General features: G+C 59.1%; 21 protein-coding genes. 17 read left to right on the top strand and 4 right to left on the bottom strand.

Going from position 1 to position 23,883, the window contains the following annotated elements; genetic code table 11:
• Positions 1-240 precede the first annotated feature (240 nt).
• From LQE90_RS11555 to LQE90_RS11545, 3 genes are all read left to right on the top strand, one after another.
• Positions 241-1,641 (top strand): cytochrome ubiquinol oxidase subunit I, encoded by a 1,401-nt coding sequence (locus tag LQE90_RS11555; RefSeq protein ID WP_216529209.1) that lies wholly within the window; start codon positions 241-243, stop codon positions 1,639-1,641.
• Positions 1,642-1,643: 2 nt separating this feature from the next.
• On the top strand, positions 1,644-2,681 hold the full coding sequence (gene cydB / locus LQE90_RS11550; protein WP_216529210.1) for a cytochrome d ubiquinol oxidase subunit II: 1,038 nt from the start codon (positions 1,644-1,646) through the stop codon (positions 2,679-2,681).
• A gap of 207 nt (positions 2,682-2,888) precedes the next feature.
• Complete coding sequence (locus LQE90_RS11545) at positions 2,889-3,815, top strand: DUF4190 domain-containing protein (RefSeq protein ID WP_216529211.1); 927 nt, start codon at positions 2,889-2,891, stop codon at positions 3,813-3,815.
• A 58-nt stretch (positions 3,816-3,873) separates the two neighbouring features.
• Here LQE90_RS11545 and LQE90_RS11540 read toward each other — a convergent pair whose 3' ends face one another.
• Positions 3,874-4,317 carry a GatB/YqeY domain-containing protein gene (locus LQE90_RS11540; RefSeq protein WP_216529212.1) on the bottom strand — a complete coding sequence of 148 codons (444 nt, stop codon included), beginning with the start codon at positions 4,315-4,317 and terminating at the stop codon, positions 3,874-3,876.
• Between the two features lie 46 nt (positions 4,318-4,363).
• The gene (locus LQE90_RS11535) at positions 4,364-5,161 is read right to left on the bottom strand and encodes a prepilin-type N-terminal cleavage/methylation domain-containing protein (protein WP_216529213.1); all 798 of its coding nucleotides are present in this window, start codon (positions 5,159-5,161) and stop codon (positions 4,364-4,366) included.
• A gap of 312 nt (positions 5,162-5,473) precedes the next feature.
• Here LQE90_RS11535 and LQE90_RS11530 point away from each other — a divergent pair, with 312 nt between their 5' ends.
• The 11 genes from LQE90_RS11530 to LQE90_RS11480 all read left to right on the top strand — a co-directional run bounded on the left by LQE90_RS11530 (position 5,474) and on the right by LQE90_RS11480 (position 17,230).
• A complete protein-coding gene (locus tag LQE90_RS11530; RefSeq protein ID WP_114567850.1) occupies positions 5,474-5,962 on the top strand; it encodes a PH domain-containing protein in 489 nt (162 codons plus the stop codon).
• Positions 5,962-7,800, top strand: a complete 1,839-nt coding sequence (locus LQE90_RS11525) for a PH domain-containing protein (protein WP_216529238.1) — start codon at positions 5,962-5,964, stop codon at positions 7,798-7,800. The genes LQE90_RS11530 and LQE90_RS11525 overlap by 1 nt, the downstream gene beginning before the upstream one ends.
• A gap of 157 nt (positions 7,801-7,957) precedes the next feature.
• Positions 7,958-8,650 (top strand): PAQR family membrane homeostasis protein TrhA, encoded by a 693-nt coding sequence (gene trhA / locus LQE90_RS11520; protein WP_216529239.1) that lies wholly within the window; start codon positions 7,958-7,960, stop codon positions 8,648-8,650.
• 12 nt (positions 8,651-8,662) lie between these two features.
• Positions 8,663-10,003 carry a hemolysin family protein gene (locus LQE90_RS11515; protein ID WP_216529214.1) on the top strand — a complete coding sequence of 447 codons (1,341 nt, stop codon included), beginning with the start codon at positions 8,663-8,665 and terminating at the stop codon, positions 10,001-10,003.
• Positions 10,000-10,992, top strand: coding sequence for a PspC domain-containing protein (locus LQE90_RS11510; protein ID WP_216529215.1), 993 nt, complete (start codon positions 10,000-10,002; stop codon positions 10,990-10,992). The genes LQE90_RS11515 and LQE90_RS11510 overlap by 4 nt, the downstream gene beginning before the upstream one ends.
• 297 nt (positions 10,993-11,289) lie before the next feature.
• Entirely contained in the window at positions 11,290-12,102 is an 813-nt protein-coding gene (locus LQE90_RS11505; RefSeq protein WP_231088320.1) for a CMP-2-keto-3-deoxyoctulosonic acid synthetase, read from the top strand.
• Positions 12,103-12,316: 214 nt separating this feature from the next.
• On the top strand, positions 12,317-12,976 hold the full coding sequence (locus LQE90_RS11500; protein WP_114567857.1) for a potassium channel family protein: 660 nt from the start codon (positions 12,317-12,319) through the stop codon (positions 12,974-12,976).
• 62 nt (positions 12,977-13,038) lie between these two features.
• Positions 13,039-13,716: a potassium channel family protein gene (locus LQE90_RS11495; protein WP_114567845.1), complete on the top strand. Its 678-nt coding sequence runs from the start codon at positions 13,039-13,041 to the stop codon at positions 13,714-13,716.
• A 209-nt stretch (positions 13,717-13,925) separates the two neighbouring features.
• Complete coding sequence (locus LQE90_RS11490) at positions 13,926-15,785, top strand: FAD-dependent oxidoreductase (RefSeq protein ID WP_114567844.1); 1,860 nt, start codon at positions 13,926-13,928, stop codon at positions 15,783-15,785.
• A gap of 35 nt (positions 15,786-15,820) precedes the next feature.
• The gene (locus tag LQE90_RS11485) at positions 15,821-16,525 is read left to right on the top strand and encodes a succinate dehydrogenase/fumarate reductase iron-sulfur subunit (protein WP_216529216.1); all 705 of its coding nucleotides are present in this window, start codon (positions 15,821-15,823) and stop codon (positions 16,523-16,525) included.
• 132 nt (positions 16,526-16,657) lie between these two features.
• Positions 16,658-17,230: a TetR/AcrR family transcriptional regulator gene (locus LQE90_RS11480; RefSeq protein WP_114567856.1), complete on the top strand. Its 573-nt coding sequence runs from the start codon at positions 16,658-16,660 to the stop codon at positions 17,228-17,230.
• A gap of 11 nt (positions 17,231-17,241) precedes the next feature.
• Here the strand turns inward: LQE90_RS11480 and LQE90_RS11475 are convergent, their stop codons facing one another.
• A complete protein-coding gene (locus LQE90_RS11475) occupies positions 17,242-17,775 on the bottom strand; it encodes an MOSC domain-containing protein (protein WP_216529217.1) in 534 nt (177 codons plus the stop codon).
• Positions 17,776-17,974: 199 nt separating this feature from the next.
• Between LQE90_RS11475 and purB the strand changes: the two genes are divergently transcribed.
• Positions 17,975-19,318, top strand: coding sequence for an adenylosuccinate lyase (gene purB, locus LQE90_RS11470; protein WP_216529218.1), 1,344 nt, complete (start codon positions 17,975-17,977; stop codon positions 19,316-19,318).
• Positions 19,319-19,763: 445 nt separating this feature from the next.
• Here the strand turns inward: purB and LQE90_RS11465 are convergent, their stop codons facing one another.
• The gene (locus LQE90_RS11465; RefSeq protein WP_225749794.1) at positions 19,764-21,353 is read right to left on the bottom strand and encodes a Tat pathway signal protein; all 1,590 of its coding nucleotides are present in this window, start codon (positions 21,351-21,353) and stop codon (positions 19,764-19,766) included.
• A gap of 150 nt (positions 21,354-21,503) precedes the next feature.
• Between LQE90_RS11465 and LQE90_RS11460 the strand changes: the two genes are divergently transcribed.
• Together LQE90_RS11460 and LQE90_RS11455 are read left to right on the top strand one after the other, a co-directional pair.
• A complete protein-coding gene (locus LQE90_RS11460; protein WP_103264709.1) occupies positions 21,504-22,214 on the top strand; it encodes a response regulator in 711 nt (236 codons plus the stop codon).
• 82 nt (positions 22,215-22,296) lie between these two features.
• Entirely contained in the window at positions 22,297-23,865 is a 1,569-nt protein-coding gene (locus tag LQE90_RS11455) for a sensor histidine kinase (RefSeq protein ID WP_231088319.1), read from the top strand.
• Positions 23,866-23,883 lie beyond the last annotated feature (18 nt).

The raw sequence follows: 23,883 nt of genomic DNA, 5'->3' as shown, positions 1-23,883 counted from the left end.
GCACCCCCCCCCCCCGAGTTCTACGCTTCCCTTACGAGGTCGAATATCTTACGAAAAGGGGAGTATATTGATGCTGCAAGGCTGTTTCGCCCTCGAAACAAGGCGTCGGCGCGGTATTCCCGTGCAAACGTACTGGCGCTTCTCCGTAAATGATGTTAATATTGTAACAATTAGGGTGTCGGATGGTTTCAGAGGGCGTTCGGCACGAGGGTGCAAGACGAGACAGTAAGGGGGTGTGCGATGGATATCTTCACCGATCCAGCGTTTCTGGCGCGTTTGCAGTTCGCTTGCACGGCGGCCTACCACTTCATTTTCGTGCCGCTGACCATCGGGTTGGGACTTATCCTTGCCATCAACGAAACACGGTACTACCGCTCCGGCAATCAGGCGGATGCGGCGGCTACCAAGTTCTGGGTCAAGATCTTCACCGCGACGTTCGTAGTCGGCGTGGCTACGGGCATCACGATGGAGTTCTCGTTCGGAACGAACTGGGCGGATTACTCGCGCTTCGTGGGCGACATCTTCGGCGCTCCGCTGGCGGCAGAGGCTCTGTTCGCGTTCTTCTTGGAGTCGGTGTTCCTGGGCGTGCTGCTGTTCGGGCGCAATCGCGTGTCGCGTAAGTTCTACCTGGTGTCGGCCTGGCTCGTGTGGTTCGGGTCGTGCCTGAGCGCCCTGTGGATCCTCATCGCCAACTCGTGGATGCAGACGCCTGCCGGAGCCGAGCTTGCTGCGGACGGTTCCAAGGCCGTCATCACGGACTTCTTCGCCGCGGCTTTCAACCCGTCGCTCATGGCGCGCTATTCGCACACGGTGGTCGCGCTGCTTATCGTGGGCGCGTTCGTGGCGATGGCCGTTGCCGCATGGTACCTGCTCAAGGGCAAGCATGCCGACTTCGCCATGAAGACCATGAAAATTGGCGCGGTGGTAGGCATTGTCACTACCGTTGTGATGCTGGGCACGGCCCATTCTTCGGCCGTGGTCGTTTCCGAGGAGCAGCCCACCAAGCTTGCCATGATGGAGGGCATGTACGAGTCCGAGGCTCCCGCATTGTACTTGTTCGGATGGGTCGACGAAGAGAAACAGGAAGTCCTTACCCCGTTCTACATTCCGGGCGGCACTAGCTTCTTGGCAACGGGCACGTGGGACACCGAGTTCCAGGGCCTCAACGATCTTGCCAAGTCCGAGAAGTACGGTGACTTCGACCCGTCGACCGCTCCCGTGAACTTCGTGTTCCAGACGTACCACTTGATGGTGGCCCTGTTCGGCCTGATCGCCATCACGGTTTTCCTGGCGCTGTTCTTCACGCTGCGCGGCGGCAAGATTAAGAACATGAAGTGGCTCCAGCGCTTGATCCTCATTTCCCCGGTGTTTCCGATGCTGGCCATCCAGGCCGGTTGGTTCACGGCTGAGGTCGGGCGTCAGCCCTGGGTAGTCTATCCGTCCGCAACGGGCCCGGATGGCGTGAGCCTGCTGACGAACGAGGGCATCTCCCAGTCGGTTTCCAGCGTCGAACTGCTCATTACCATGGTGCTGTTCCTGGTGGTCTACACGTTCTTGATGGTGGCGTGGGCGCGTGTCCTGGGCCGCTTCATCAAGGAAGGCCCCGTTGTCGAGCCTGCGTTGAAGAAGGAAGGTGAGTAGTCATGGAAATCACGTTCTTCCAGGGGCTGTGGTTCCTGCTGATCTTCGTGCTCATCGCTGGTTATTTCGTGCTCGACGGATTCGACTTGGGCGCCGGCGTGCTGTATCCGTTCGTTGCGAAGAACGATCGCGATAAGGCTATCGTGCGTCGCAGCATCGGGCCGGTGTGGGACGGCAACGAGGTGTGGCTGCTCACGGCGGGCGGCGCGCTGTTCGCGGCGTTCCCTGCGGCGTACGCCACCACGTTCTCCGGATTCTACCTTGCGGTTATGCTGGTGCTGTTCGGTTTGATCGTGCGCGCGGTTTCCCTTGAGTATCGCGGCCACGACCCCCAGTGGGGGAAGGTGTGGGACGGCTGCTTCACGGTGGGCTCGCTGCTTCCCGCGCTGCTTTTGGGCGTGGCCGTGGGCAACATCTACGCTGGCATCCCCATGGACGCCAACGGCGATTACGCGGGTATTCCGCTGCTGGGCCTGATCACGCCGTTCACGCTCCTGTGCGGTCTTTTGGGCTTGGCCATGTTCTTGGCGCAGGGCGCTACGTGGCTGTCGCTGAAGGCTCCCAAGCCAAGCGACCTTCAGGCTCGCGCGGCGAAGCTGCGCCTGCCGTTGCAGGTGGTTGCGCTGGTTCTGTTCGCGGCAGTGTCGGTGTACGGCCACTTCATCATCCAGCCGGCCATGGATCCCGCTCTCGGCGCGCTGCGCTGGATGTTCGCGATTTTGGTTCTGGGCGGCATCGGCGCGTCGATCTTCTTCGCGCTCAAGAAGAACTGCGACCTGGGCGCGTTTCTTGCCCAGTCCGTTTCGGCGGCGATGCTGGTGGGATTGCTGGCTGCTTCCATGTTCCCGAACCTGGTGGTTGCGTCGGCCGGCAGCGTGGGTCCCGCCATCACGGCGATGAGCGCGGCGTCTTCCGAGCTTTCGCTTATGTGGATGACCGGAATCACGTGCGTTGGCTTGCCGCTGGTGCTGGCGTACCACGTTATCATCTACCGCACGTTCCGTGGCCGGGTGACCGAAGAGGATCTGGCACACTACTAGGCAAGCGCCCGCAAGCGGGCATGTTGACCAGGGTGTTCTTGGAGCGGGGCCGTTGCATGCGGCCCCGCTCTTGCTTGTTTGAGAACTGAATCGATCGGTAAAGCATGGCGCGAACCTTCGGCCTGAATCTATTGCATCGGCGGTGCCGTCGGTATAATGCCTAACCAGCCCCTTGGGTTTAACGACACCGAATACGTGAGGACTAGTATGAGTACCGAGAACAATCCCAACCAGCCCCAACAGCCCGTCATGCCGCCAAACCCCGAAGGCAATCAACCTGTTGCGCCGCCGGCTCCTGATCAGCAGCCTGTTCATGCGCCCTCGAACGGCAAAGCGGTAGGTGCGCTTGCATGCGGCATTCTTGCTATCCTGTTCGCTTGGATGCCCTTGCTTGGCGTGGCGCTTGGCGTGGCGGCCATTGTTTTGGCTGGCAAGGCGGTCAGGGAGTCCGGGAAAGACGGCAAGGCTACGGGAGGAAAGGCCTGCGGCATCATCGGAATCGTGCTGGCGGTGCTTTCGCTTGTTCTCTATCTGGTTCTGTTCAGCTTCGGCACCATGGCTTACCTGATGGCGGGATCGACCAGCACCGAGTACCTTTCCTCGCTGTCGACGGGGGACGCCCGCGCGAACGAGGCCGATATGGAGGCCGTTGCCGCGGCTGAATACGATAGGCTCAAGAACAAGGATGCTGCGTTGATTCAGCAGATTGCGGCCAGCGTGGACAAAAGCTTTGCGTCTGCGGCTCATTACGGGCTGGCTGATCTGGGGCTTGATCCTCAAACGTTTGCTGAATGGATGCTGACCGATTTCGATTACAGCCTTGACGGCGCGTACGACAACGGTGACGGAACCGGAACCGTTTACGCGAACGTGACCGTGCGCGATGCGACCGCTTTCGCTAACGCGTTCGTGGCCGACGCCCAGGCGGCGCTCGATTCGGGCCAGCTGGACGGCTTGGACGAGGCTGCCATGAAGGCCAAGCTTGGCGAGATCTACGCTTCCTCCATGGCGAAGTCAACGGGCACTACGACCAGTTACTCCGGGATATCGCTTGTTCAACAGGGCGATGTGTGGAAGGTCGACCAGGATGCCTGGAACATCGAGCTCAAGCGTTTGCTGGGACTGTACTACTAGAACATGAGAAGCGCCGCGGTTCGTTTCAGTACGAACCGCGGCGCTCGATGGTTGCGCGCTAGGACAGCTTCTGGCCCAGCATTTGGGCGGCCGCTGCCTTGTCGAAGTTGCCGCCGGTCTTTCCCGTGAGGGCGCCCATGATGCGCCCCATATCCTTTTTCGACGATGCGCCCGTTTCTGCAAGCACCTCGTCGATCAAAGAGGCCAGCTCGTCGCCTGCCACCTGCTTGGGCAGATAGCTCTCCAGCACGGCGACCTGAGCGGTCAGCGTGTCGGTGCGCTCTTGGTCGTTTCCTGCTTTGATGGATCCGTCGAGCGTTTCCTTCGTCTGCTTGATCAGGCGCTTGAGCATGGCGTCCACATCGGCGTCCGTGATCTCGCGGCGTTCGTTCACCTCGATGTTCTTGATCTCGCCGTGCACTTGGCGCAGGATCGACAGGCGGGGCTTGTCCTTTGCTTTCATGGCTGCTTTGATCTCGTTTTGCAGTTCCTCGTAGTTCATGCGCTTCCTCTTTCGCTTGCGGCCGTCGTTCGTGTCCGAGTATACCTTACTGCGAAACCGCTACGAACTTTTCGTTTTCCAGAGTGACTTTCCTGATGCCCTCTTTTTGCAGAAGATTTCTCAGCGCATTCTCGGCTCCGTTTCCAGACATTGCGATGCTCTCTTCTGCGGGCAGTTCGTACCATTGGCCCTTTTCGCCCACCAGCCCGTTGTTGTCGCAGATGTACTTGGCTTTCCATCGATCCCCTTCGCTTATGCGCTTTTCGGGGCCCGCGTACAGGAACACGTGGGCGGCGGAATTGTCGTAGCTTTTGAACTGCAGGTAGTACGTCTTTTTGTCGTCCGTCGACTGCACCGAAGGCCATTCCGTTATGCCGGCTGCTTTTGCGTAGTTTTGTCGATACTCATCATCCGTCTTTCCGGTCCATGTTTGACCGCCCAGCCAATTGACCATGGCGTCTTCGGAGCTCAGCCCATGCTTGGAGCATTTGACCACCATGTTTCCGGGTTCCTTCCCCAGCGCCAGGCTGTAAGATCCTCCCGCGGGGCACAGATCGTGGTTGCCGTTGCCCTCCTTGAGCTGGGCGACGTATCCGTCCAGCATGCTTTGAGTGGGCGTTTCGTCCGTCAGCAGGTAGTTGTCGGCCACCATGACTTTCAGCGATCGTCGGTTGGCGGCGCAAGCGGCTTCCTCGGCGCTTTGGGTCGCGCCGGTGAACACGGGCACGGCAATGGCCACCAGCACGAGCACGATGGCTACGACTACCAGCAATTCCGCCAGCGTGAAGCCTGCGGTTCCGGCTTGCCGAGAGGCGAAGCGACGTGCGACGGCGTGATTCTCCATGAAGTTCCTTTCCCGATGCGCCCGCGTTCGGCGAGGAACGCGGAGGGAGCAGCGCGATGCAGCGTTCCGAACGAAGATCGCGTAGAGAGATTCCCCAGGCGCATCATAGCTGGTCGAGGTAAAGTTTACAATAAGACGCAGCATTGGCGGCGCCGGCAGCGCTGCCGGTCCTGTCGGCGCTGCATTTCGCGGACGCACCTTGGTGCCTTGTGCAAAAACCTCGTTACAGGGTGGGATATAGCGTCGGAGCCTTTTGACCGCTCTGGTATGATGGATTCCAGTGTTAGAGCTATAACGAGCAAAAGGACCTCCATGAAAGAATTGCCGGTCAATCAACTCAATCCGAAAATCAAGTCGGTGTGGCGGATAAACGACGCAGTGTGGCTTACCGTCGTGTTCCTGTGCTGCTTCGTGCCGTTTGCGATAGCGGCGGTGACGGATGCGTCTCCTTGGATCTTCGTCGTTTTGGCGGCTATCGCCGCCGTGTACGCGGCGTCGCTTATCCTGTGCCTGATCGTCTTGCCGCCCATTCGCTTCATGCGCTGGCGCTACGAGCTGTCGGATGACTATCTGGACATTGCGAAGGGCATCGTCTGGCGCAAGCGCTACATTATTCCGTTCATTCGCGTGCAGAACACCGATACGCGTCAAGGACCCATCCTGCGCGCGTTTGGCTTGGCGAGCGTCACCGTTGCTACGGCTGCGGGGGAACACGAGATTCCCGGCCTTGACGCCGATACGGCCGAGCAGCTGCGCGACAAAGCCGCCGAGCTGGCTCGCTTGGCGCAGGAGGACGTGTGATGTCCGACTTCCAGCAGCAAACGATTCCGTCCGAACCGACGCAACCCCAGCCCCAGGCCGATGAGCCCCAACGCCATCATGTGCACCATAGCTATATCTGGTTGAACAGCATCCAGGTGGCCGTCACGCTGCTCGTAGTCATGGCGTTCACTTCGTTCTCGTCCATTATCGGAGTGCTTGCCGACGGGCAGGCGTTTGGTCCGGGCAGCGTTCCCTTGGTGCTGTTCGTCCTGGGCGCGAGCGTTGTCGGCTTCGTTCTTCTGGTGGGTTTGATAGGGCTTATCCAGTGGTGGTCGTACAAGCATCTGTATTACGAACTGGGGGCCGAGGAATTCAACCTGTATTCGGGCATCTTCAACAAGAAGCGCGTCCACGTTCCTTACCAGCGCATACAGTCCGTCGATCAGCGAGCCACCCTTATGCAGCGCGTTTTCGGCGTGTGCACGGTGAGCATCGATACGGCCGGCGGCGCGGCCAACAAGGCGGTTCAGGTTCCCTACGTGCAGAAAACGCGCGCCGAGGAATTGCGCAGAGAGCTGTTTGCGCGCAAGCAGTTCGCGGTTGCCGTGCAGAACGGGGCGGCTCCCGAGGCTGCCGCCCAAGCCGTTGCGGCGGCAACCGGCGTGCTTGTTCCCGGTGCGACGGGAGTTGCTGCGGATCGGCCTGCGTCCAACGTGCTGGATGCTCCTGCCGAGATCTGGCAGGACGTGCGCGGCGTGTTCGGTGGGCAGCACGTCGATACCGGCGCTGTCAGCTACGAATACGGCCTGTCCAACAAAGAGCTTGTTTTCACGGGCCTGTCGAACCACACGGCGTTTTGGGTGGTTGTTCTGGGCGCCTTCGGCGCTGTCAGCCAGCTTGCCTCCTTGTTTTCCGGTGCGGCGGAGCCGATGGTCGATCAAGCGGTCACGCTGGGCACGCATTTGTTCGGGGGCAACTTGATCGCACTGGGCGTTGCTGCGTTCTTCGTAGGGTCCGTTGTGATCTGGGCCATATCGGCGGTTGGTGCTTGCCTTTCGTACGGCGGGTTCCGTGCGTGCCGTCGCGGTAGCCGCATCGAGGTTGAGCGCGGTCTGCTGCAGCATCAGTTCCAGGGCGTTGACGTCGACCGCGTGCAGTCGATCATGGTGAAGCAGAGCTTCATTCGTCGGCTTATCGGCTATTGCGAGATATCGTTGGGCAAGATCGACGCGGCTGCGGAAGGCTCGGACGAGCAGCAGCAGGGGCTTGCCCCGCAGGGCGTCGTCATCCACCCGTTCGTGAAGCTCAACCGCGTGCCGGAGATCTTGGCCGGCATCGCCCCCGAGTTTGCCGACGTGCCGGTTGAGACCACGCCCGTTGCTCCCGTTGCGCTCAGGCGCGCGCTCATCCGACGCTGTCTGTTGCAGGGCACGGGCTTCTGGCTGGCTGTTGTTATTGCTGCCGGACATATCGCCGTCAACATCGCCGCAAATCCGGCGGATCCGGCGCAGGCTGCGTCCCTCGGATTCGTCAACGCGGGTGCGTGGGCGGGCTATGCGCTGTGCGTGGCGCTGTTCGCGTTCGACGTTGCGGGGTCTATCTTGTGGTTCCGCGGCTCGGGATTCGCGTACAACGATCGGTTCATGCAGGTGAGCAACGGCGGTTTGGCGCGCGAGACCATCAGCTTCCCTCGCAAGAAGATCCAGTTCGGCTATACGAAGACGAACCCCTTCCAGCGTCGAGCCGGCACCGCTACGGTTAACGCCCGCACGGCGGCGGGCATCGGAGGGACTACCATTCGCTTGATCGATGCGCGCGTCGAGGATGCGCAAGATTGGCTCGAATGGATCAAGCCCCATGGAAATGTGATACAGTAGAGCTATGGATACCCAAGCGACATCTGACAAACAAAGCCCCCGAAGCACGGAGTCCGGCACTGCCGACGCGCGGCCCGATGCCCCGGGGGACTCTTCCGCGAAGCCTCCGGCTCCCGGTTGGACGCCTTCGCAGTTCAAGCCCGATAATTTCGCCAGCATGCGCCGCGACCGCCACAAGGTTTCGAACACGTCGGCTAGCGCGGTGAACAAGGCTCGCAACGTGCGGGAGTACACGCTTGGCGAGGAAATCGCCAACTCCATCACGCATGGCATCGGCGCTTTGCTGGCCATCGCCGCAATCCCCATCTTGGTGGTGCGCGCGCTCGATGACGGCGGCGGCGTGTATCTGTTCGCCGCCCTTGTGTACACCCTGACCATGCTGCTTGAATACACCATGTCCACGCTCTACCACGCCATTGCGGTCGATCGTGCGAAGAAAGTGTTCAAGATTCTCGACCACAGTTGCATCTACCTGTTTATTGCGGGTTCTTACACGCCGTTTTGCCTGATCTCTCTTGCAGATCACGGTGGCATGTGGCTGTGCTTGTTCGTGTGGGCGGTCGGGTTGGCCGGCGTGGCGTGCGAAGCGTTCTGGGTGTTTCGTCCCCGTTGGATTTCGGCGCTGCTGTATTTGCTCATGGGCTGGTGCGTCGTGTGGTTTTTGCCGGTGCTGGTTTCGGCTATCCCCGCGCAAGGCCTGTGGCTGCTCGTGGGCGGCGGCGTGTGCTATTCCATCGGGTGCATCTTCTACGTCCTGAAGAAGATTCCCTACATGCATTCGATTTTTCATCTATGGGTTCTTGCCGGCAGCGTTTTGCAGTTTTTGGCTATTGCGCTGTACGTCATGTAAACAGGAAGCAGCATGGATATCTGGATAAGCATTATCGTCACATTCTTGCTCGTGCTGGTCAACGGATACTTTTCTATGTCCGAAATGGCGTTGGTGAACGCCAAGTTGGTGCTGCTGCAGCATGAAGCGGAAGCAGGCGACAAACGAGCGGAACGCGCGTACAGCTTGGCCAGCGATTCCAGCCAGTTTTTGGCAACCATCCAAGTGGCCATCACGCTGGTCGGCTTTTTCGCCTCGGCCGCCGCTGCCACGAACCTGTCCGAGCCTTTGGCTTCGTGGTTTGCCAGCTTCAACGTGGCGTGGCTTACGGCTATTGCGCCCGGCTTGGCTCCCGTGGTCATCACGCTGGTGGTGTCGTACCTCAGCATCGTGGTGGGCGAACTTGTCCCGAAGCGCATTGCCCTTGCCGATGCGGAGGGCATGAGCAAAGCGGTGGCGGGCCCGCTTATGGTGTTCGCCAAGATCGCTTCGCCGCTGGTCACGCTCACGTCGGCTTCTGCTAACGGATTGTCCAAGCTGCTGCGCGTCAAGAACGCCGACGAGCGTCAAACCGTGTCCGAAGAAGAGATCAAGTACATGGTCACGGACAACGACGAGCTGCTTGAAGACGAGAAGCGCATGATCCACGACATTCTGAATCTGGGGGACATGAGCGTGCATGAGATCATGCAGCCGCGCGTGGACATGATTCTGGTCGAGGATACGGAAACGGTGCAGCAGGCTCTCGAACGCATGCACGGCACGGGGTACTCGCGCCTTCCCGTGTATCACGAGGACATCGATCACATCGTGGGCATCGTTCATTACAAGGACCTCATGGGTCCGTTCATGGATTCCAAGGGCGCTGATCCGGTCTCTTCTTATGCGTATGAAGCGCTGTTCGTTCCAGAGACGAAAGACATCTACCCGCTGCTTGCGGAAATGCAAACGAACAGGCAACAGATGGCCATTGTCGTGGACGAGTACGGTGGAACGGATGGTTTAATTACCGTAGAGGACATCGTGGAGGAGATCGTCGGCGAGATCATTGACGAGTCGGACCGAGAGAATCCGTTCGTGGAGCAAGCGAGTGGCGACACCTGGGTGGTCGACGGGCGTTTCCCGGTAGAAGATGCCGAAGAGTTGGGGTGGCCGGTCGAGGAGTCCGCAGACTACGAGACCATTGCCGGTTGGTTGATGAACATGCTCGACTCCGTTCCTCAAACCGGCGATGAGTTCGATCACGACGGCTACCGATTCAAGATCTTGTCCATGCGCCGTCGCCGCATCTTGTCGGTGCGCGCTGAACGCCTGAAAGCCCAGCCCGATTCCTCTGAATGCTCATGTGAGGAACTAGGCCGGGAGGAAGCGTGACGCAAGGAAGGCAGCTGTATCGTTCGCGCGATGCGCTTATAGCGGGTGTTTGCGCCGGCGTAGCCGACTATTTTTCCGTGGACCCGCTTGTTGTTCGCATCTTGGCAGCTGCATTTACGCTCGCTTCCGGGGGCTTGCTTGGCTTGGCGTATCTTGCGATGTGGATCGTGGTTCCCAAGGCTCCTAAAATAGTGAAACCGCTTGAAGTAAAACCCCAATCGGTTCATTCCGACACGTACGGAACGGTGGACTTCGGCAGTCGATACGGTTCGACCGGGCAGGGTCCGTCGCGGTCGAACACGCCGGCCCAGGCAGCGGGTTGGCGCTATTCGGCGCCATCGTATACGGGCGCTGCGCACGTGCCTCCCGAGCCTCCTGCGGCCGCGCCGTTGAAGCGGGTCCCGCAACCGGTGGTCCACCATCCCGTCGATCCTCCGAAGGAGGCGTCTGAAGCAGGCGTTCGAGCCGCTTTGTGGCTGGGCTCGTTTTTGCTGTTTACCGGCATCGTCGCGATGGCGGTGACGTTCGTTCGCGATATCGCGTGGTGGCAGTACGCACCGCTCTTCTTTGTCATCTTGGGAATTGTGGGCATGGTTGTTCCGGGAACCCCCGGGCGCCGCATGCGCAAGTTCGTGGAGGGGCTTGCGTGCTTTTGCATAGGCTCGATGGCGTTGACCATGAGTTTGGGCATCGTTGCTTGGGAATCCATCGTTCCCATGCTGGTTTACCTGTGGCCCCTGCTGCTCATGACGCTTGCGTTCGCGGTGTTTTCGGCAACGCTTAAATCTTCCATGATGAATTTGCTTGCGGGCGCTTGCTTCGCGGCGTTCTGCACGGTGGGGGTGCTGTGGTATTCCATACCCGGCCCTACGACCGAGATCGTGTTCATGGCTCCGTACGGGCGCGAATACCATATTCAGATGCTGTTGAAGGAACGCGAATTCGATTTGCTCAACGGAGACGTTCTAGAGTGGTCTATTCGGCTTTAGCTAGCGGAGCACTTACCGTTCGCCCGCATCTGCACATTTCGTTCGCTTGTTCGATTTTTCAATCGAACGCATTGCGACCTGCGGTTTTGCAAAGCGAATTTTTGTCAAGCGAACAAATGATGTAGGGTGTCTCCACACTTTTTTGCCCTATAGCCCCCTTGTCCGCTAAAATGTCTTGTACCACAACAGCATATCGCCCTCCAGGCAGCAATCCCTCTTACAATCTACTACGCTGTCAACCGCCTAAGCGGTAAGGGGTCGTGCGCTGTGTAACGAAAGGTTATTGAAGTTTTGACGGTGAAACGCACTAAACAACGGAAGTCGAACATAGCTGCCAAAATCGCTGCGGTTGGCTGCGCATCGTGCGTGCTGGCTGGGTGCATTGGCTTCGGCTTTGCCTCCGCGGGTAGCGGCGCTTCTCATGATATAGATTCGTTCGGGATTGATTCGGTAAGCACGGCTGCGTCTGCGACGGACTACGGCTTTTCGTCGGAGGCCGCCGATTCTGACGCTCGCGAGTCCACGGTGCTTACCAGCACGGCTTCGCGCGATATATCCCAGGGCATCGCTGCCATAGAGGCGGAAGAGGAGGCGGCTCGCCTTGCCGCCGAAGAGGCCGCTCGGAAGGAAGAGGCGGCTCGCATTGCCGCCGCAGAGGCTGCGAAGGCCGAGCAGCAGGCTCGCGCCGCTCGCGAGGGTGCCGCAGATGCGCTGGCTTCCCTTTCCGACGTTGACTGGTCGGTGGGCCACGAGGCGTTCGTGGCCGAATGGAGCGGCCGCATCGACGCGTATCTGGCCGGTTCTCCCTTGTTTGGGCACGGTGCCACGTTCGCGGAAGCTGCTTGGGTCCATGGCGTTGATCCTCGCTGGTCACCCGCTATCTCCAATACCGAAAGCTCGAAGGGCTCTGCGTGCTTCAAGCCCTACAACGCTTGGGGGTGGATGTCCTCGGTTGCGTGGAGCAGTTGGGAAGAGTCCATCAACGCGCACGTTGCGGGTTTGGCTAGCAACTACGGGTATTCCATCACCGTAGCGAACGCGCAGAAGTATTGTCCTCCTACTTACATGGACTGGTTCAATAAAACGCTTACGCAAATGAAGATGATCTAATCGAAGCGCCGCCGGAAAGGCGGCGTTTCGCTTGTTGCGGGCTCGCGAGCCCGCCCCGTGCGCGAAGCGAGGCAACGATCGAGGCGCTGTGCTCGCCCTTCCGTTTCGCTTGCCGCTTCACCTCTTCGCTACCGTTTCGTTCCGTTATCTTGTTATTGCAGTATGCTGGGTGCTTGCAGGAAAGTGCGCCTTGGGCGCAGACGAAAGGACTGGTATGAGCAACGTGATCGTCGTAGGCTGTGGCCGCGTCGGTTCTCAGCTGGCAAACATGCTGTCGGACAACGGCAGCAACGTGTGCGTGATCGATCGCAATGCCGATGCATTTGCGAACCTGGGCCGCAACTTCAACGGTTCCACCGTGCAAGGGGTTGGCTTCGACGAAGAGACGCTGATAAAGGCCGGCGTGGAGGATTGCGACGTTGTGGCGGCGGTTACTCAGTTCGACAACACGAATCTTATGTGCGCCGAGGTGGGCAGCCGTTTGTTCGGCGTGCCTCACGTTATCGCGCGTCTGTACAATCCCGACCACGAACGCGCGTACATGCAGTTGGGCATTGACTACGTGTGCGGCACGTCGCTTGTGGCCGAGGACGTGTTCAGCAAGGTGGTGTCGGGGCACGGTGCGCACCTGGACACGTTCGGGGAGTTCGAAGTGCTGCGCTTTTCGCTTGACCTGAGCTGGTCGGATAAGCGCACCATTCGCGTGTCCGAGCTGGAGCGCGATCACGACATCCGCATTGTGGCGTTCGAGCGCGGAGACGGATCGGCCAGTTCCATTCCCACGCGCGATTCCATTCTGTATAACGGAGATTCGGTGCTGGCGTGCGTGCGCCATGAGCTGATCGAGTCGTTTTCGAAGTATATTCAAGATTAAGGTGCAGCGTTGGCCTGCAATGAATGCGGGCGGCTTGCAGGGCTGTCGGGAAAGGAAGCTTCATGTACATCGTGATCGCGGGAGGCGGCAAAATTGGCGAGTACCTGGCCACCGTGCTGCTGCAAAGCGGCAACGACGTGGCCATTATAGAGGAGACGCTTTCGACGGCCGACAGGTTGTCGGTGGCGCTGCAGGGCCGGTACCTGGTCATCCACGGCGACGGCTGCGATTCGAAGTATCAGGAAGATGCGGGCATTCGCCGCGCTGACGTGTTCGTGGCCACTACAGGCCAAGACGACGACAATCTGGTGTCGTGCGAGATCGCGCAGCGCGTGTTCAACGTGCCGCGCTGCATTGCCCGCGTGAACAGCCCGAAGAACCTTCGCATTTTCAAAGAGGTGGGCATCGAATGCGTGTCGTCCACCACGCTCATTGCGAACCTCATCGAAGAGGAGACGCTGCTTGGCAGCGTGAGCGTTGCGTCGTCGCTTACGCACGGCAACGTCATGCTGACCGAGATCGTGGTGCCGCGCATGCGCCATCACTCCAACGAGGCGGGTATTCTGGTGTCGTCGCTGCCCATGCCCGAAAACAGCCTGGTTGCCGCCGTCTCTCCTCAAGACGACGACAACGTGGAAGTGGTCAACGAGGAAACCGTGCTCTATCCGGGCGACAAGGCCATCGTCGTGGTTGACAACGAGGTTCTCGACGAAGTGCGAGCTTTGTTCAAAGCGTTGTAGCTTTTTGAAAAAGCTCCTTCGTTATGCGTCGGAAAGGCCGAGCAGAAAACGAAGTTGTTGTCCTTGCGCGGACAACTTCGCTTTTTGTTGCGTTTCTCATACGGTTATCCAGTTCCGTTCTTTGAAAGTTTCCCAGAGCACCTGTGACAATGGGTGCATCGAGCGGACGCTGCTCCGCTGAGAATGGGACGCAACAAGGAGGGGATCGTATGAAAGACGGTTGCGGTAACGGGTCGTTTGGCGAAGCGGGTATATCGAGGCGCACGTTTCTCGGAGGCAGTGCTGTAGCCTTTGGCACGATGGTGCTTTCAGGGGTTATGAGCGGGTGCTCTTCTTCGGGGGAAGGTGGCAAGCAGGGCGCGCAAGGACCCGTCGACGGCGAGCAAGTGCTGTATGAGCTCTATGATACGGACATCCTTATCATCGGCGGCGGCCTTGCCGGCTCTCATGCGGCGCTTCAGGCTTACAAGCAGGGACAAGACGTCGTGGTGGTGGAGAAAGCACCTTTCCATTTCGGGGGAGCATGCGGATACAATTGGTGCAATTGGGTGAACTTCATCCAGACCGATACGCCATGGGACAAGTCCGAAGACTTCGTCCTGAACGAGCTTACGAACAAGAAGATCGCCAAGGCGACTCACGAGGCATTTTCCGTCGAGGATCGCAATCTTCTCTTGCGTTATGCGCAGGAAGGGAACAATCTGTTTATGCGAGACGAGACGGGCGCGTTCGTCCCCGGCCTCGACATGCCCGGGTACCCGCTTTTCGGAACCTTCAATGGCTTTCCTCGTTACTTTACCGACTCGGTAGAGCGATCAGGTGCTCGTATCTTCGATCAAACTATGATTACTGATGTCATTATTGAAGACGGCGCGTGCATAGGCGCTATCGGATTGCATATTCCTACCGGGACGGTGCGCGCGTTTCGAGCCAAGTCGACGATTTCCTGCACAGGCGCAAGCTCGTGGGTGTATGGGTGGAATACAGTAGCGGCCACTTCCATCAACTCACCGGACAATACGGGCGATGTCGATGCCGCAGCTTATCGACGAGGCGCGGCCTTGCAGGATTCGGAGTTCTTCCAGTTCGATCTCATCAGCATGTATCCGACCGGTCTTGCAGCTACGTTCGTAGGCGGTATCGGCGCCGACAACCTATGCTGCGAGTACATTTGCGATGCGAACGACAACTACTTCTTCAGAGGGATGGACTACTCGACGCTCGACCGCATCACGTTCACGCGAACGATTGCCAAGGCTATCCACGATGGCGGAGGGTCGCCCAACGGCGGCGTGTACGTGGATTTCTCGAGCCCTGAGGCTTTCGCGGCTATGGGGGAAGTCTACCGTCGCAACGTTACCTTGTGGAAAGAGGTGTTCGGCATAGACGTATCCTCTTCCAAGCTCGAATGCGCGCTTGAAACGTACGAGCACGGTGGAAATCCGCGTGTGGACGAGAGCCTGATGGTCGAGGGCATGCCGGGGTTGTTCTGCGCCCGCGGCGGCGGCGTCTCGGGTGCTCAAGGGGGCACTTCGGTCAATGTCGCATACCGAGACGGATCCTATGCGATGATGAAGGCGATTGAATACGCCGAAGGACCGGGCAAGAACAAGCCGCAGTCGTTTACCTTCGCTTCGGTTGAAAAGGAAGTCGGGCGGTTGCACGAAATGCGTACGCGCCGATCCGGTGGCAAGCGCCCCCAGGAAATTACGCGCATGATTCAACGCGCCTGCTATCAAGCATGTCAGCCTACGCGGGAAACCGCGGCAATGAAAGAGGCCGTGGCGGAGCTCGAGCGCATCCGTGCGGAAGAACTGCCCAAAATGCAGCTCGGAGACGCCTCTCTGAACTACAACACCGACTGGAAGGCCGCTATCGAAGCTTACAACCTGCTCGACATTGCCGAAGCTAGTTCGAAAGCAGCTCTTATGCGCGAAGAAAGCCGTGGACATAGCTATCGACCTGAATTCCCGCAAGAAGACCCGGCAAAGTGGACGTGCAACATCGTCGCTAAAAACGTGGACGGCAAAATGCAGCTCGAAACCGTTCCCGTTGTCGAATTGGACTAGCTGCTGCTGTTTGCGCGCTTACGAGGAGGTAAGTTATGAAAATCAAGATTCAAAAGTACAATCCTTCGGTGGATCCCGCTCCTCATTTTGAGGAATACGAAATCACGCATACCGAGCATATGACTTTGCTCGAGGCGTTGGTTCAAGTTAACGATACGATAGAGCCCATTGCTTTCGACTACAGCTGTCGTGGACGCGTGTGCGGGCGGTGTGCTATGACGCTCAACGGGGTTCCTTGCCTCGCTTGCGTGACGCTGGTGGAAGATTCAGATAAAAACGAGGTTACCCCTCTTAAGCATTTCCCGGTAGTGCGCGATTTGATCGTGGACAAGACGAAGATTACCGACAGGGTGAGTCGAATTCTTGCGCGCCAGCGTGCTTTCGATCTTACGGTCGAAGAGGTGAAGGCTCCGGTCGACGCATCTTTGCCCAAGAAGCTCGAACCGCTTGAGTATTGCGCTCGTTGCGGCGTGTGCACGGCAGCTTGCCCTGTTGTGGAACAGAAAGGACTTAAATCCTATATTGGACCGACGGGCATGATTGCTATCGCAAATCGATTTTACGATCCGTACGATCAAGGGGACCGTGTGGTGGAGGCTGTGCAAAACGGCTTGTGGGAATGTATAGAATGCGGCATGTGCGATACCGTGTGCAAGGCGCTTGAGATCGATCACCTGTCGGTTTGGAAGGATCTTCGCGAAGCCGCCGAATCAGCCGGGTTGAATCCGCCTCACTCTTAACGAGCTTCGATGTAGGTTTGAAATAGCCTGTTGATTTCCCAGCTCCGTTTCGCGACGGAGCTGGGTTGTATGCTGGCGCTCATCGTGAGTGTATACTGGAGGGGCCGTATGGGGATGCGGACGGAGGGGGCTATGAAGGCGGATTCTTGGGAGCCGAAAGGGCTTTTTGATGACGAGGATGTGCAGATGAAATTGCGCATCATGCACGCAGTCGATAGATCTCTCGATCAGGTTAAAGTGACGGATCTTTGCGAACGCGCAGGTATATCCCGACAGATGTTCTATCGGCATTTCGACAGTAAGTACAGCTTGCATTGGTGGTGGCCGACGCATGTTCACAAGTTCTATCTTATAGAGGTCGGTCGTACGATAGACTGGGAAACGGGGTATTTCCATCACTTGACCCTGCTGTCGCTTGAAAGCGATTTTTTTAAAGTAGCGACGCAATACACGCTTAACTGCCCGAGCGAGCGCAGCATCATGCCTCATTACAGAAAGTGCGCGTTGCTCGAAACCCTGCAAGATTACCGTCATATGGAGATTAGCGATGAACTTATGTTTTGCCTCGATAGATGGGTGAAAACTGAAACAGAGATACTCACTGAATGGTACCGCATGGGAACCATGCCCTCACCTCAGGAGGCTGCTGAAAAGTTGGCCCTTGCGGCTCCAAGAATGCTCTACGATGCGTTGCTGATGGATTGATCCCCGGTCGACTATCCTTGTGCCGCACGCAGCTCTTCAAGGGCTTCGGGCGGCGTGTAGCCGCACGTTCCGTCGCCTAGAGAAACCACTTCAACGGCGTCGCCTTCCTTGATTTGGCCGTCGGAAAGCGCAACGAAGAAAATTCCTTCGCGCGGGAAAATGCAGTCGCCGGCTAGGTGATAGATGGCGCATTTCGTGTGACAGACTTTCCCGATTTGGGAAAGCTCCAGAAGCACGTCATCGCCGATGCGCACATGTGTGCCCAAGGGCAAAGAAAGCAGATCGATACCTTCGGTGGTAACGTTTTCGGCGAAATCGCCTTCTGCCACGTCAAGGTCCATGGCACGAGCCTTCTCGATGGACTCCCAGGCTAGAAGCGAAACCTGTCGGTGCCAATCGCCGGCGTGCGCGTCGCCCGCCACGCCCTGATGCTCGATGACGGCAATAGGGGAGGTGCAAGGCGTTTTGCGCGTGCCTTTTCGTTTGGAGACGTTGACCGAGCGTACGCGGCCTCGCATGTTTCGATTTCGTTCTGCTTGCTCCATGACGTCCCCCTAAAAACTAGAAACTTACTAGGAAATAGAGTACTGATTTGACGGAAGAAGTCAAGGATGCTTCTTCCGTCCGGCCCACCGCGCCGCCGCGTTCGTCTGCGGCCTCGGCGCTTTCCGTGGAAACCGTCGCTTGGCCGCATGTTTGCGGTATCCTATTGCCATCAGGTACGATTGGGTGAAAGGGACCGGCGTGATCAACCGCTACACGCGCCCCGCAATGGGGGCCATCTGGGAGTTGCAGAACAAGTTCGAAATCTGGAAGGAGATCGAGGTGCTGGCGTGCGAAGCCCAAGCAGAGCTGGGCCAAGCGGGCATCACGAAGGAGGAGGCTGCGTGGATTCGCGCGCATGCCGATTTCACCGTGGAGCGCATCGACGAGATCGAGAAAGTGACGAACCACGACGTTATCGCCTTCACCACGAACATGGCCGAGTACATTGACGCTGACGTGCCGGAGGGCCAGGAACCTCCCAGCCGTTGGGTGCACTACGGCATGACTTCGTCCGACTTGGGAGATACCGCTTTATCGTACCAGGTCACGCAGGCTATCGACATCATTCTTGAGGACATCAAGCAACTGGGAGAAACGTGCAAGCGTCGTGCGTTCGAGTTCCAGAACACGCTGTGTGTCGGTCGCACGCACGGTATTCACGCCGAGCCTATGACGTTTGGCATGAAGTTCGGTAGCTGGGCTTGGGCGCTCAAGCGCGCGCAAACGCGCATGGAAGAGGCGCGCAACGTGGCGGCAACGGGCGCGATCAGCGGTGCGGTAGGAACGTATTCCAGCATCGATCCGTACGTGGAGCAGTACGTGTGCGAAAAGCTGGGCCTCACGCCCGATCCGCTGTCCACGCAGGTGCTCGCACGCGATCGTCATGCGCAGGTCATGGCTGGCCTTGCCGTGACGGCGTCTACGCTCGAAAGCATTGCCATGCAGGTGCGCTTGCTGCAGCAGTCCGACGTGATCGAGGCCGAAGAGCCGTTCACGAAGGGCCAGAAGGGCTCTTCCGCCATGCCTCACAAGCGCAATCCCATCACGGCCGAACGCGTCTGCGGCCTGGCGCGCGTGGTGAAGTCCAACGCGCAGGTGGCTTTCGACGACGTGGCCCTGTGGTATGAGCGCGACATCAGCCACTCCGGTGCCGAGCGCGTGGTGCTGGCCGACAGCTTCACGGCGCTTGACTACATGTTCGGCAAGATGCAGTGGATGCTGGATGGCTTGCAGACCTACCCCGCCAAGATGGAGCACAACCTGTGGCGCACCAAGGGTCTCATCTTCAGCTCGAAAGTGCTGCTTGCGCTGGTGGACACGGGGATCAGCCGCGAGGATGCGTACGTGATCGTGCAGCGCAACGCCATGAAGGTGTGGGAAGACATCCAGAATGCGGTGGACGGCCCCACGTACCGCGAGAACCTCGAGGCCGATCCCGAAGCCAAGTTGTCGAAGGAAACGCTCGACGAGATCTTCGATCCGTGGGACTTCCTTACCCGTAAAGACATCGTGTTCGATCGTCTTCAGGAGCTGGAGTTCTAGCTGATCGCCGGGACGCAAGATCGCATGGTAACGAAGGCCCTTCACGTACGGAGGGCCTTCGTGGTTCATGGGCTGCCGGCCGGAGTTTGAATGCCTGCAAGTTGCGGAGCCTTCGCGATCGCTTCCGCGCGTTTCTGGCGTCGGATCCAGATGAAACTGGCGCGGCATTCCCGGTCTGCGTTCTCGAGCTAGCGTATAAAACGGACCCTTTTTGCGCGCATGAACAAACAGCGCAGGTCAGAGCTCTGGCGTTTTCCCGACGTCTGAAGGCGACGCACCGAGGGGAGCGCAAGCCCGTCGATTCGTGCCAAAATGCGGGCCGCGAGCCTCAAGTTGCGAGCTGCAAGCCGCCCGCCGCAAGCGGCAAACCCTGAATCGCATTCGACGGTGCGCCGACCTTCGGCTTCGGAACCGATCTGGGAATCGCTTGCAGCTTGTTCCCGGCTTACGCCGTCGGCGTCCACACGCGCACGCGGCAGCACTTCACGGGTTCGCCGCCAAGCGGAACGTGGTCGATGTTGGCGAACGTGACTACGGTGTCGTGCGATCCGGTGGAGGCAAGATACTCGCCGTAGTCGTCGGCTCCGCTCTCCACGTCGAACGCGAAGTACTCGTTGGTCGCAAAATCAACTCCGCATACGGCGGTCGTGGACTTCACCATGAAGTACTTGCCGCACCATGCTGGCGGGGCGGACGGCGCGCGGCCGAACCAGAACCACGGCGCGTTGCTGTAGTCGGCGTTCGTTGCGGCGGCGGTTGGGGTGTACGTTCCTACTTTGGAGATGCCGTCGCCGTAGTCGTACCCGGCATCGAACGAGAACGTGAATCCGGTTTTGCCGTACCCTGCCTCTAGCGGCTTCATCGAAACGGGAAGGGCTAACGAGTCTTTCACGTTGCCGGAATTTGCATCGATGCAGGTCAATTGATAGTGAATGGACGAGGTGTCGGTGCGGGGCGTGATTATCACAGAGTCGTTCGACGCATAGGGTGGCGTTGCCATGCGTCCGCGCGAGGTGTATACCACCTCGGTGTCGGATGCTCCCATGGTCGCACGCTTGAGCAAGGAGCTTTCCGCCTTCTTTGCGCCTTTCGGTTTGGGAAGCACTTGCCAGAACGCACGATTTCCAACTGCGGCGATGGACGGCGTCTCGTAGTCGGCGTTGCCTTCTTCAACCAGCACGGGCTCGCCTATGCTGGTGCCGGCAGAGCGCGCTGTGTAAATGCGCCAGATGCCGTCGAGGATGTCCGCCTCGGTCCAAACCAGTCCCGAAGACGTTGCGCGTACATCGTAGATCTCGAAGCCCTCGTCAAGGCCCACGGCTCCCTCCAGAACCGTGGTGGAGACGCCTGATCCCAAGGCCAGCAGGGCAACGTGCGTGAGCGGCTTGGCGCTTTCGGCGGGAAGCAGGCAAGCGGCTACGTGCTCGTCGTTCGCCCACACGAGCGTTCCGTAGGGCAGCTCGAAACTGCCGGTCAGGCTCATGCGCGTGCGGTAATCGTCCACGTTCGCGAGCGAGTCCGATGAGGTGACGGCGCTAGCGGGGACTTTGAGCACGGTCAGGTCGGCGTCGGGGTCTTTCTCCATCTGCTGCGCGACCACGGCAGCTCCGCCGCCGACCGCGGCCAACGCGCCGATTCCCAGTGCGCCGAACAGGAAGTGCCGTCTTGTCAGCAGGATTTCTCCGCCGCTTGGCGTGGGGATGCGCGGGCCGCTCGTATTGCCGCCGGTGGTTGCGCGGGGAGTTGCGTGGCTTGTGCCGGGAGAGGTCGTGCGTCGATGAGCCCCGCCGGATCTGACGTTGGTGCTGCCGGTTCCGTACCCGGCAACGTTGCCGACGCTCGGGGCTGCTCCGCGGCTGCTGCCTCCGCTTCCGGTGCCGAATCCTGCGACGTTGCCTACATGCCCGCCGCGCGCATTGGCCTTGCCGCCCGCGTAAAGCGGTGCGCTCTCCGAGGCGGCGCGCCTGTTCGCGCGTCGTTTCGAAGCCGTGCTGGGTTTGGCGTGATTAGCGTGTGTTGATCTGCGGGTTACCATGGTGTTTATTGTGTCATTTCCTGTACAGGTTCAAGTGCCCTCTTGCGTAATTGCTACAATAAACGCAAACACGACCACCGCGTTTTCACCTGGTCGCTTTAGAGGAAGCGGGCCACGGCGGTGGTAGCCACCGAGCTTGAGGAGTGATCCATGAGCAACGAAACACGACGCATCTTGCTGGTTGAAGATGAAAAGGCCATCCGCGATGCGGTGACCGCGTATCTCGAGCGCGAGAATTACTGGGTAACGGCAGTCGGCGACGGCCAGGAAGCCCTCGAAGAATTTTCAAAGCACCATTTCGATCTGGTTATTCTTGACCTGATGCTGCCTCGCGTTCCGGGCGAGCGCGTCTGCCGCGCCATCCGCGACAATTCCGATGTGCCCATTATCATGCTGACGGCCAAGGGCGAAGTTGAAGACCGCATCATCGGTCTGGAGCTGGGCGCTGACGACTATCTGGTAAAGCCGTTCAGCCCGCGCGAACTGGTTGCCCGCGCTCGCGCGCTTCTGCGTCGCGTGCATGCCGATTCGGAGCCTCAGCGCGAGGTTTTGGAGTTCGGCGAGCTTACCATTGACGTTTCGGGCCACAAAGTGCTTGTCAACAATGAGGAAATCGACCTGACCGCGAGCGAGTTCAAGTTGCTCACAACGCTGTCCCGTTATCCGGGTCGCGTGTATTCGCGCATGGAATTGGTCGAGAAGGTCCTCGGTTACGACTTCGAGGGCTACGAGCGCACCATCGATTCGCACGTGAAGAACCTTCGCGCGAAGATCGGCGACAACCCGCGTAGCCCGAAGTGGCTGCACACGGTGCATGGCGTGGGCTATCGCTTTGAAGACCCCACGAAGGTCTCCCAGTAGCCTGCAGCGCATCGTGAGCGACGCAATCAACGAACGAGCTTCGACCGGAACGTCCGTTTCTTCCGATAGATCGGCAGAGCGTGTGACGGTCGAAGCTGATTCCGGCACAACTGGACCTGTTGTCGTGCCCCATACCGGGGCCGGCAGGAAGCGCGGGCAGAAGATCCTTTCGTGGGAGAACCTGACCTACACGACGCGCGTCACCGCCGCCTTTGCGTTTATCGCCGTAATGACGGCGCTTGTCGCCATTGGCGTGCTTTCCTTTGTTTGGGAGCAGCATTTCCAGACGTATTCCCAGGACAACATGAAGTCTCTAGCCGAAAACACCGCTCACAAAATCGAGGAATCGTACCGCGAGGTCGGCACGCTTTACAGCCGGGATGTGCAGGCTATTGCCGAATACGCTCAAAGCTTGAGCAGCGGCGTGGGCATTGTGGTGGTTGACAACATCGGGCAAGCGGAAGTCTACAACTCCGCCCGGATCAAGATGGGGGATTCTGGTGCCCCCGCTCCGAAGGACGGGCCTTCGCTTGATGGGGGGCCGTCGCTTGCGCCGGGCATGAATTCCAACGGCATGGAGCACGCGAATATCGTCGTTGATGGTGTTGCCATCGGGTCCGTGCGCGTATGGGTGTACGGATCGGAGGCTTTGGTAACCCAGGCTGATGAGGAGTTCCGCAACAATTCCTACCAGGCGATGGTGTTTGCCGCGGTGCTGGCCATCGTGCTGGCTTCGTGCATCGGTTTTTTGTTCGCACGCACGCTGGTTGGCCCTATCAACCGCATGACCAGTACGGCAAAAGCTATCAAGGAAGGCGACCTGTCCGCCCGAACCGATTTGCACGGCGAGGACGAGATCGCGCGGTTGGGTGAGACGTTCGACGCCATGGCCGATTCCATCGAGCGCGACCGCGAATTGGAGCGCCGCCTGACCACCGATGTTGCCCATGAGCTGCGCACGCCGCTCATGGCCATCCAGTCGACGGTCGAGGCTATGGTGGACGGCGTGTTCGCTGCCGACGAGGAGCGCCTGGAAACGGTGAACTCTGAGGTTCAGCGCCTATCTCGCCTGGTCGATGCCATTCTGCGCCTGTCTCGCTTGGAGAGCCGTTCCACTCCCATGAAGAAAGAAATCGTGGACGTGGGCGAGTTGATCAACGGCATCGTGTCCACGCACGAAGCGTTCGTGTCCGACTCGGGGCTTACGCTGTCCTACGAAATGGAGCGCAACGTGTGCGTGCTCGGCGATGCCGACATGATTCGCCAGGCAACCGCCAACCTCATTTCGAACGCGGTGCGCTATACGCCCGAAGGCGGTCATATCTCCGTACGCGTGAGGCGCGGCGAGATCATGGCGGCTATTCAAGTGGAGGACACGGGCATCGGCCTGTCGCCCGAGGAGGCCAAAATGGTGTTCTCTCGGTTCTGGCGAGCAGACGCCGGGCGCACGCGCGAAAGCGGCGGTTTGGGCATTGGCCTGTCCGTGGTGAAAGAGATCGTGGATCGCCATCACGGATGGGTTCAGGTGGAGGGCGCCAAGGGCAGGGGAGCGTGCTTCACCATTCATATTCCGCTGTATAAGGACGAGGGGCAGCAAAAGGGCCAAAAAGCGCAAAAATCACGTGGAAAGTCCCGTAAAGACCAGAAATAGCCATTGAAATAGACGATA

The organism is Paraeggerthella hominis (assembly GCF_021044775.1).
GTDB classification, from domain to species: Bacteria; Actinomycetota; Coriobacteriia; order Coriobacteriales; family Eggerthellaceae; genus Paraeggerthella; species Paraeggerthella hominis.
The sequence above is the reverse complement of the archived record's forward strand: the minus strand, read 5'-3'. Positions and strand labels throughout refer to the sequence as shown.

Coding starts and splice junctions, on each gene's coding strand:
- LQE90_RS11490 (WP_114567844.1), top strand. CDS start 13,926: ATGAAAGACGGTTGCGGTAACGGGTCGTTTGGCGAAGCGGGTATATCG.
- LQE90_RS11495 (WP_114567845.1), top strand. CDS start 13,039: ATGTACATCGTGATCGCGGGAGGCGGCAAAATTGGCGAGTACCTGGCC.
- trhA (WP_216529239.1), top strand. CDS start 7,958: ATGCGCCGCGACCGCCACAAGGTTTCGAACACGTCGGCTAGCGCGGTG.
- LQE90_RS11535 (WP_216529213.1), bottom strand. CDS start 5,161: ATGGAGAATCACGCCGTCGCACGTCGCTTCGCCTCTCGGCAAGCCGGA.
- LQE90_RS11465 (WP_225749794.1), bottom strand. CDS start 21,353: ATGGTAACCCGCAGATCAACACACGCTAATCACGCCAAACCCAGCACG.
- LQE90_RS11540 (WP_216529212.1), bottom strand. CDS start 4,317: ATGAACTACGAGGAACTGCAAAACGAGATCAAAGCAGCCATGAAAGCA.
- LQE90_RS11475 (WP_216529217.1), bottom strand. CDS start 17,775: ATGGAGCAAGCAGAACGAAATCGAAACATGCGAGGCCGCGTACGCTCG.
- LQE90_RS11545 (WP_216529211.1), top strand. CDS start 2,889: ATGAGTACCGAGAACAATCCCAACCAGCCCCAACAGCCCGTCATGCCG.
- LQE90_RS11480 (WP_114567856.1), top strand. CDS start 16,658: ATGAAGGCGGATTCTTGGGAGCCGAAAGGGCTTTTTGATGACGAGGAT.
- cydB (WP_216529210.1), top strand. CDS start 1,644: ATGGAAATCACGTTCTTCCAGGGGCTGTGGTTCCTGCTGATCTTCGTG.
- LQE90_RS11460 (WP_103264709.1), top strand. CDS start 21,504: ATGAGCAACGAAACACGACGCATCTTGCTGGTTGAAGATGAAAAGGCC.
- LQE90_RS11530 (WP_114567850.1), top strand. CDS start 5,474: ATGAAAGAATTGCCGGTCAATCAACTCAATCCGAAAATCAAGTCGGTG.
- LQE90_RS11525 (WP_216529238.1), top strand. CDS start 5,962: ATGTCCGACTTCCAGCAGCAAACGATTCCGTCCGAACCGACGCAACCC.
- LQE90_RS11555 (WP_216529209.1), top strand. CDS start 241: ATGGATATCTTCACCGATCCAGCGTTTCTGGCGCGTTTGCAGTTCGCT.
- LQE90_RS11515 (WP_216529214.1), top strand. CDS start 8,663: ATGGATATCTGGATAAGCATTATCGTCACATTCTTGCTCGTGCTGGTC.
- LQE90_RS11485 (WP_216529216.1), top strand. CDS start 15,821: ATGAAAATCAAGATTCAAAAGTACAATCCTTCGGTGGATCCCGCTCCT.
- LQE90_RS11500 (WP_114567857.1), top strand. CDS start 12,317: ATGAGCAACGTGATCGTCGTAGGCTGTGGCCGCGTCGGTTCTCAGCTG.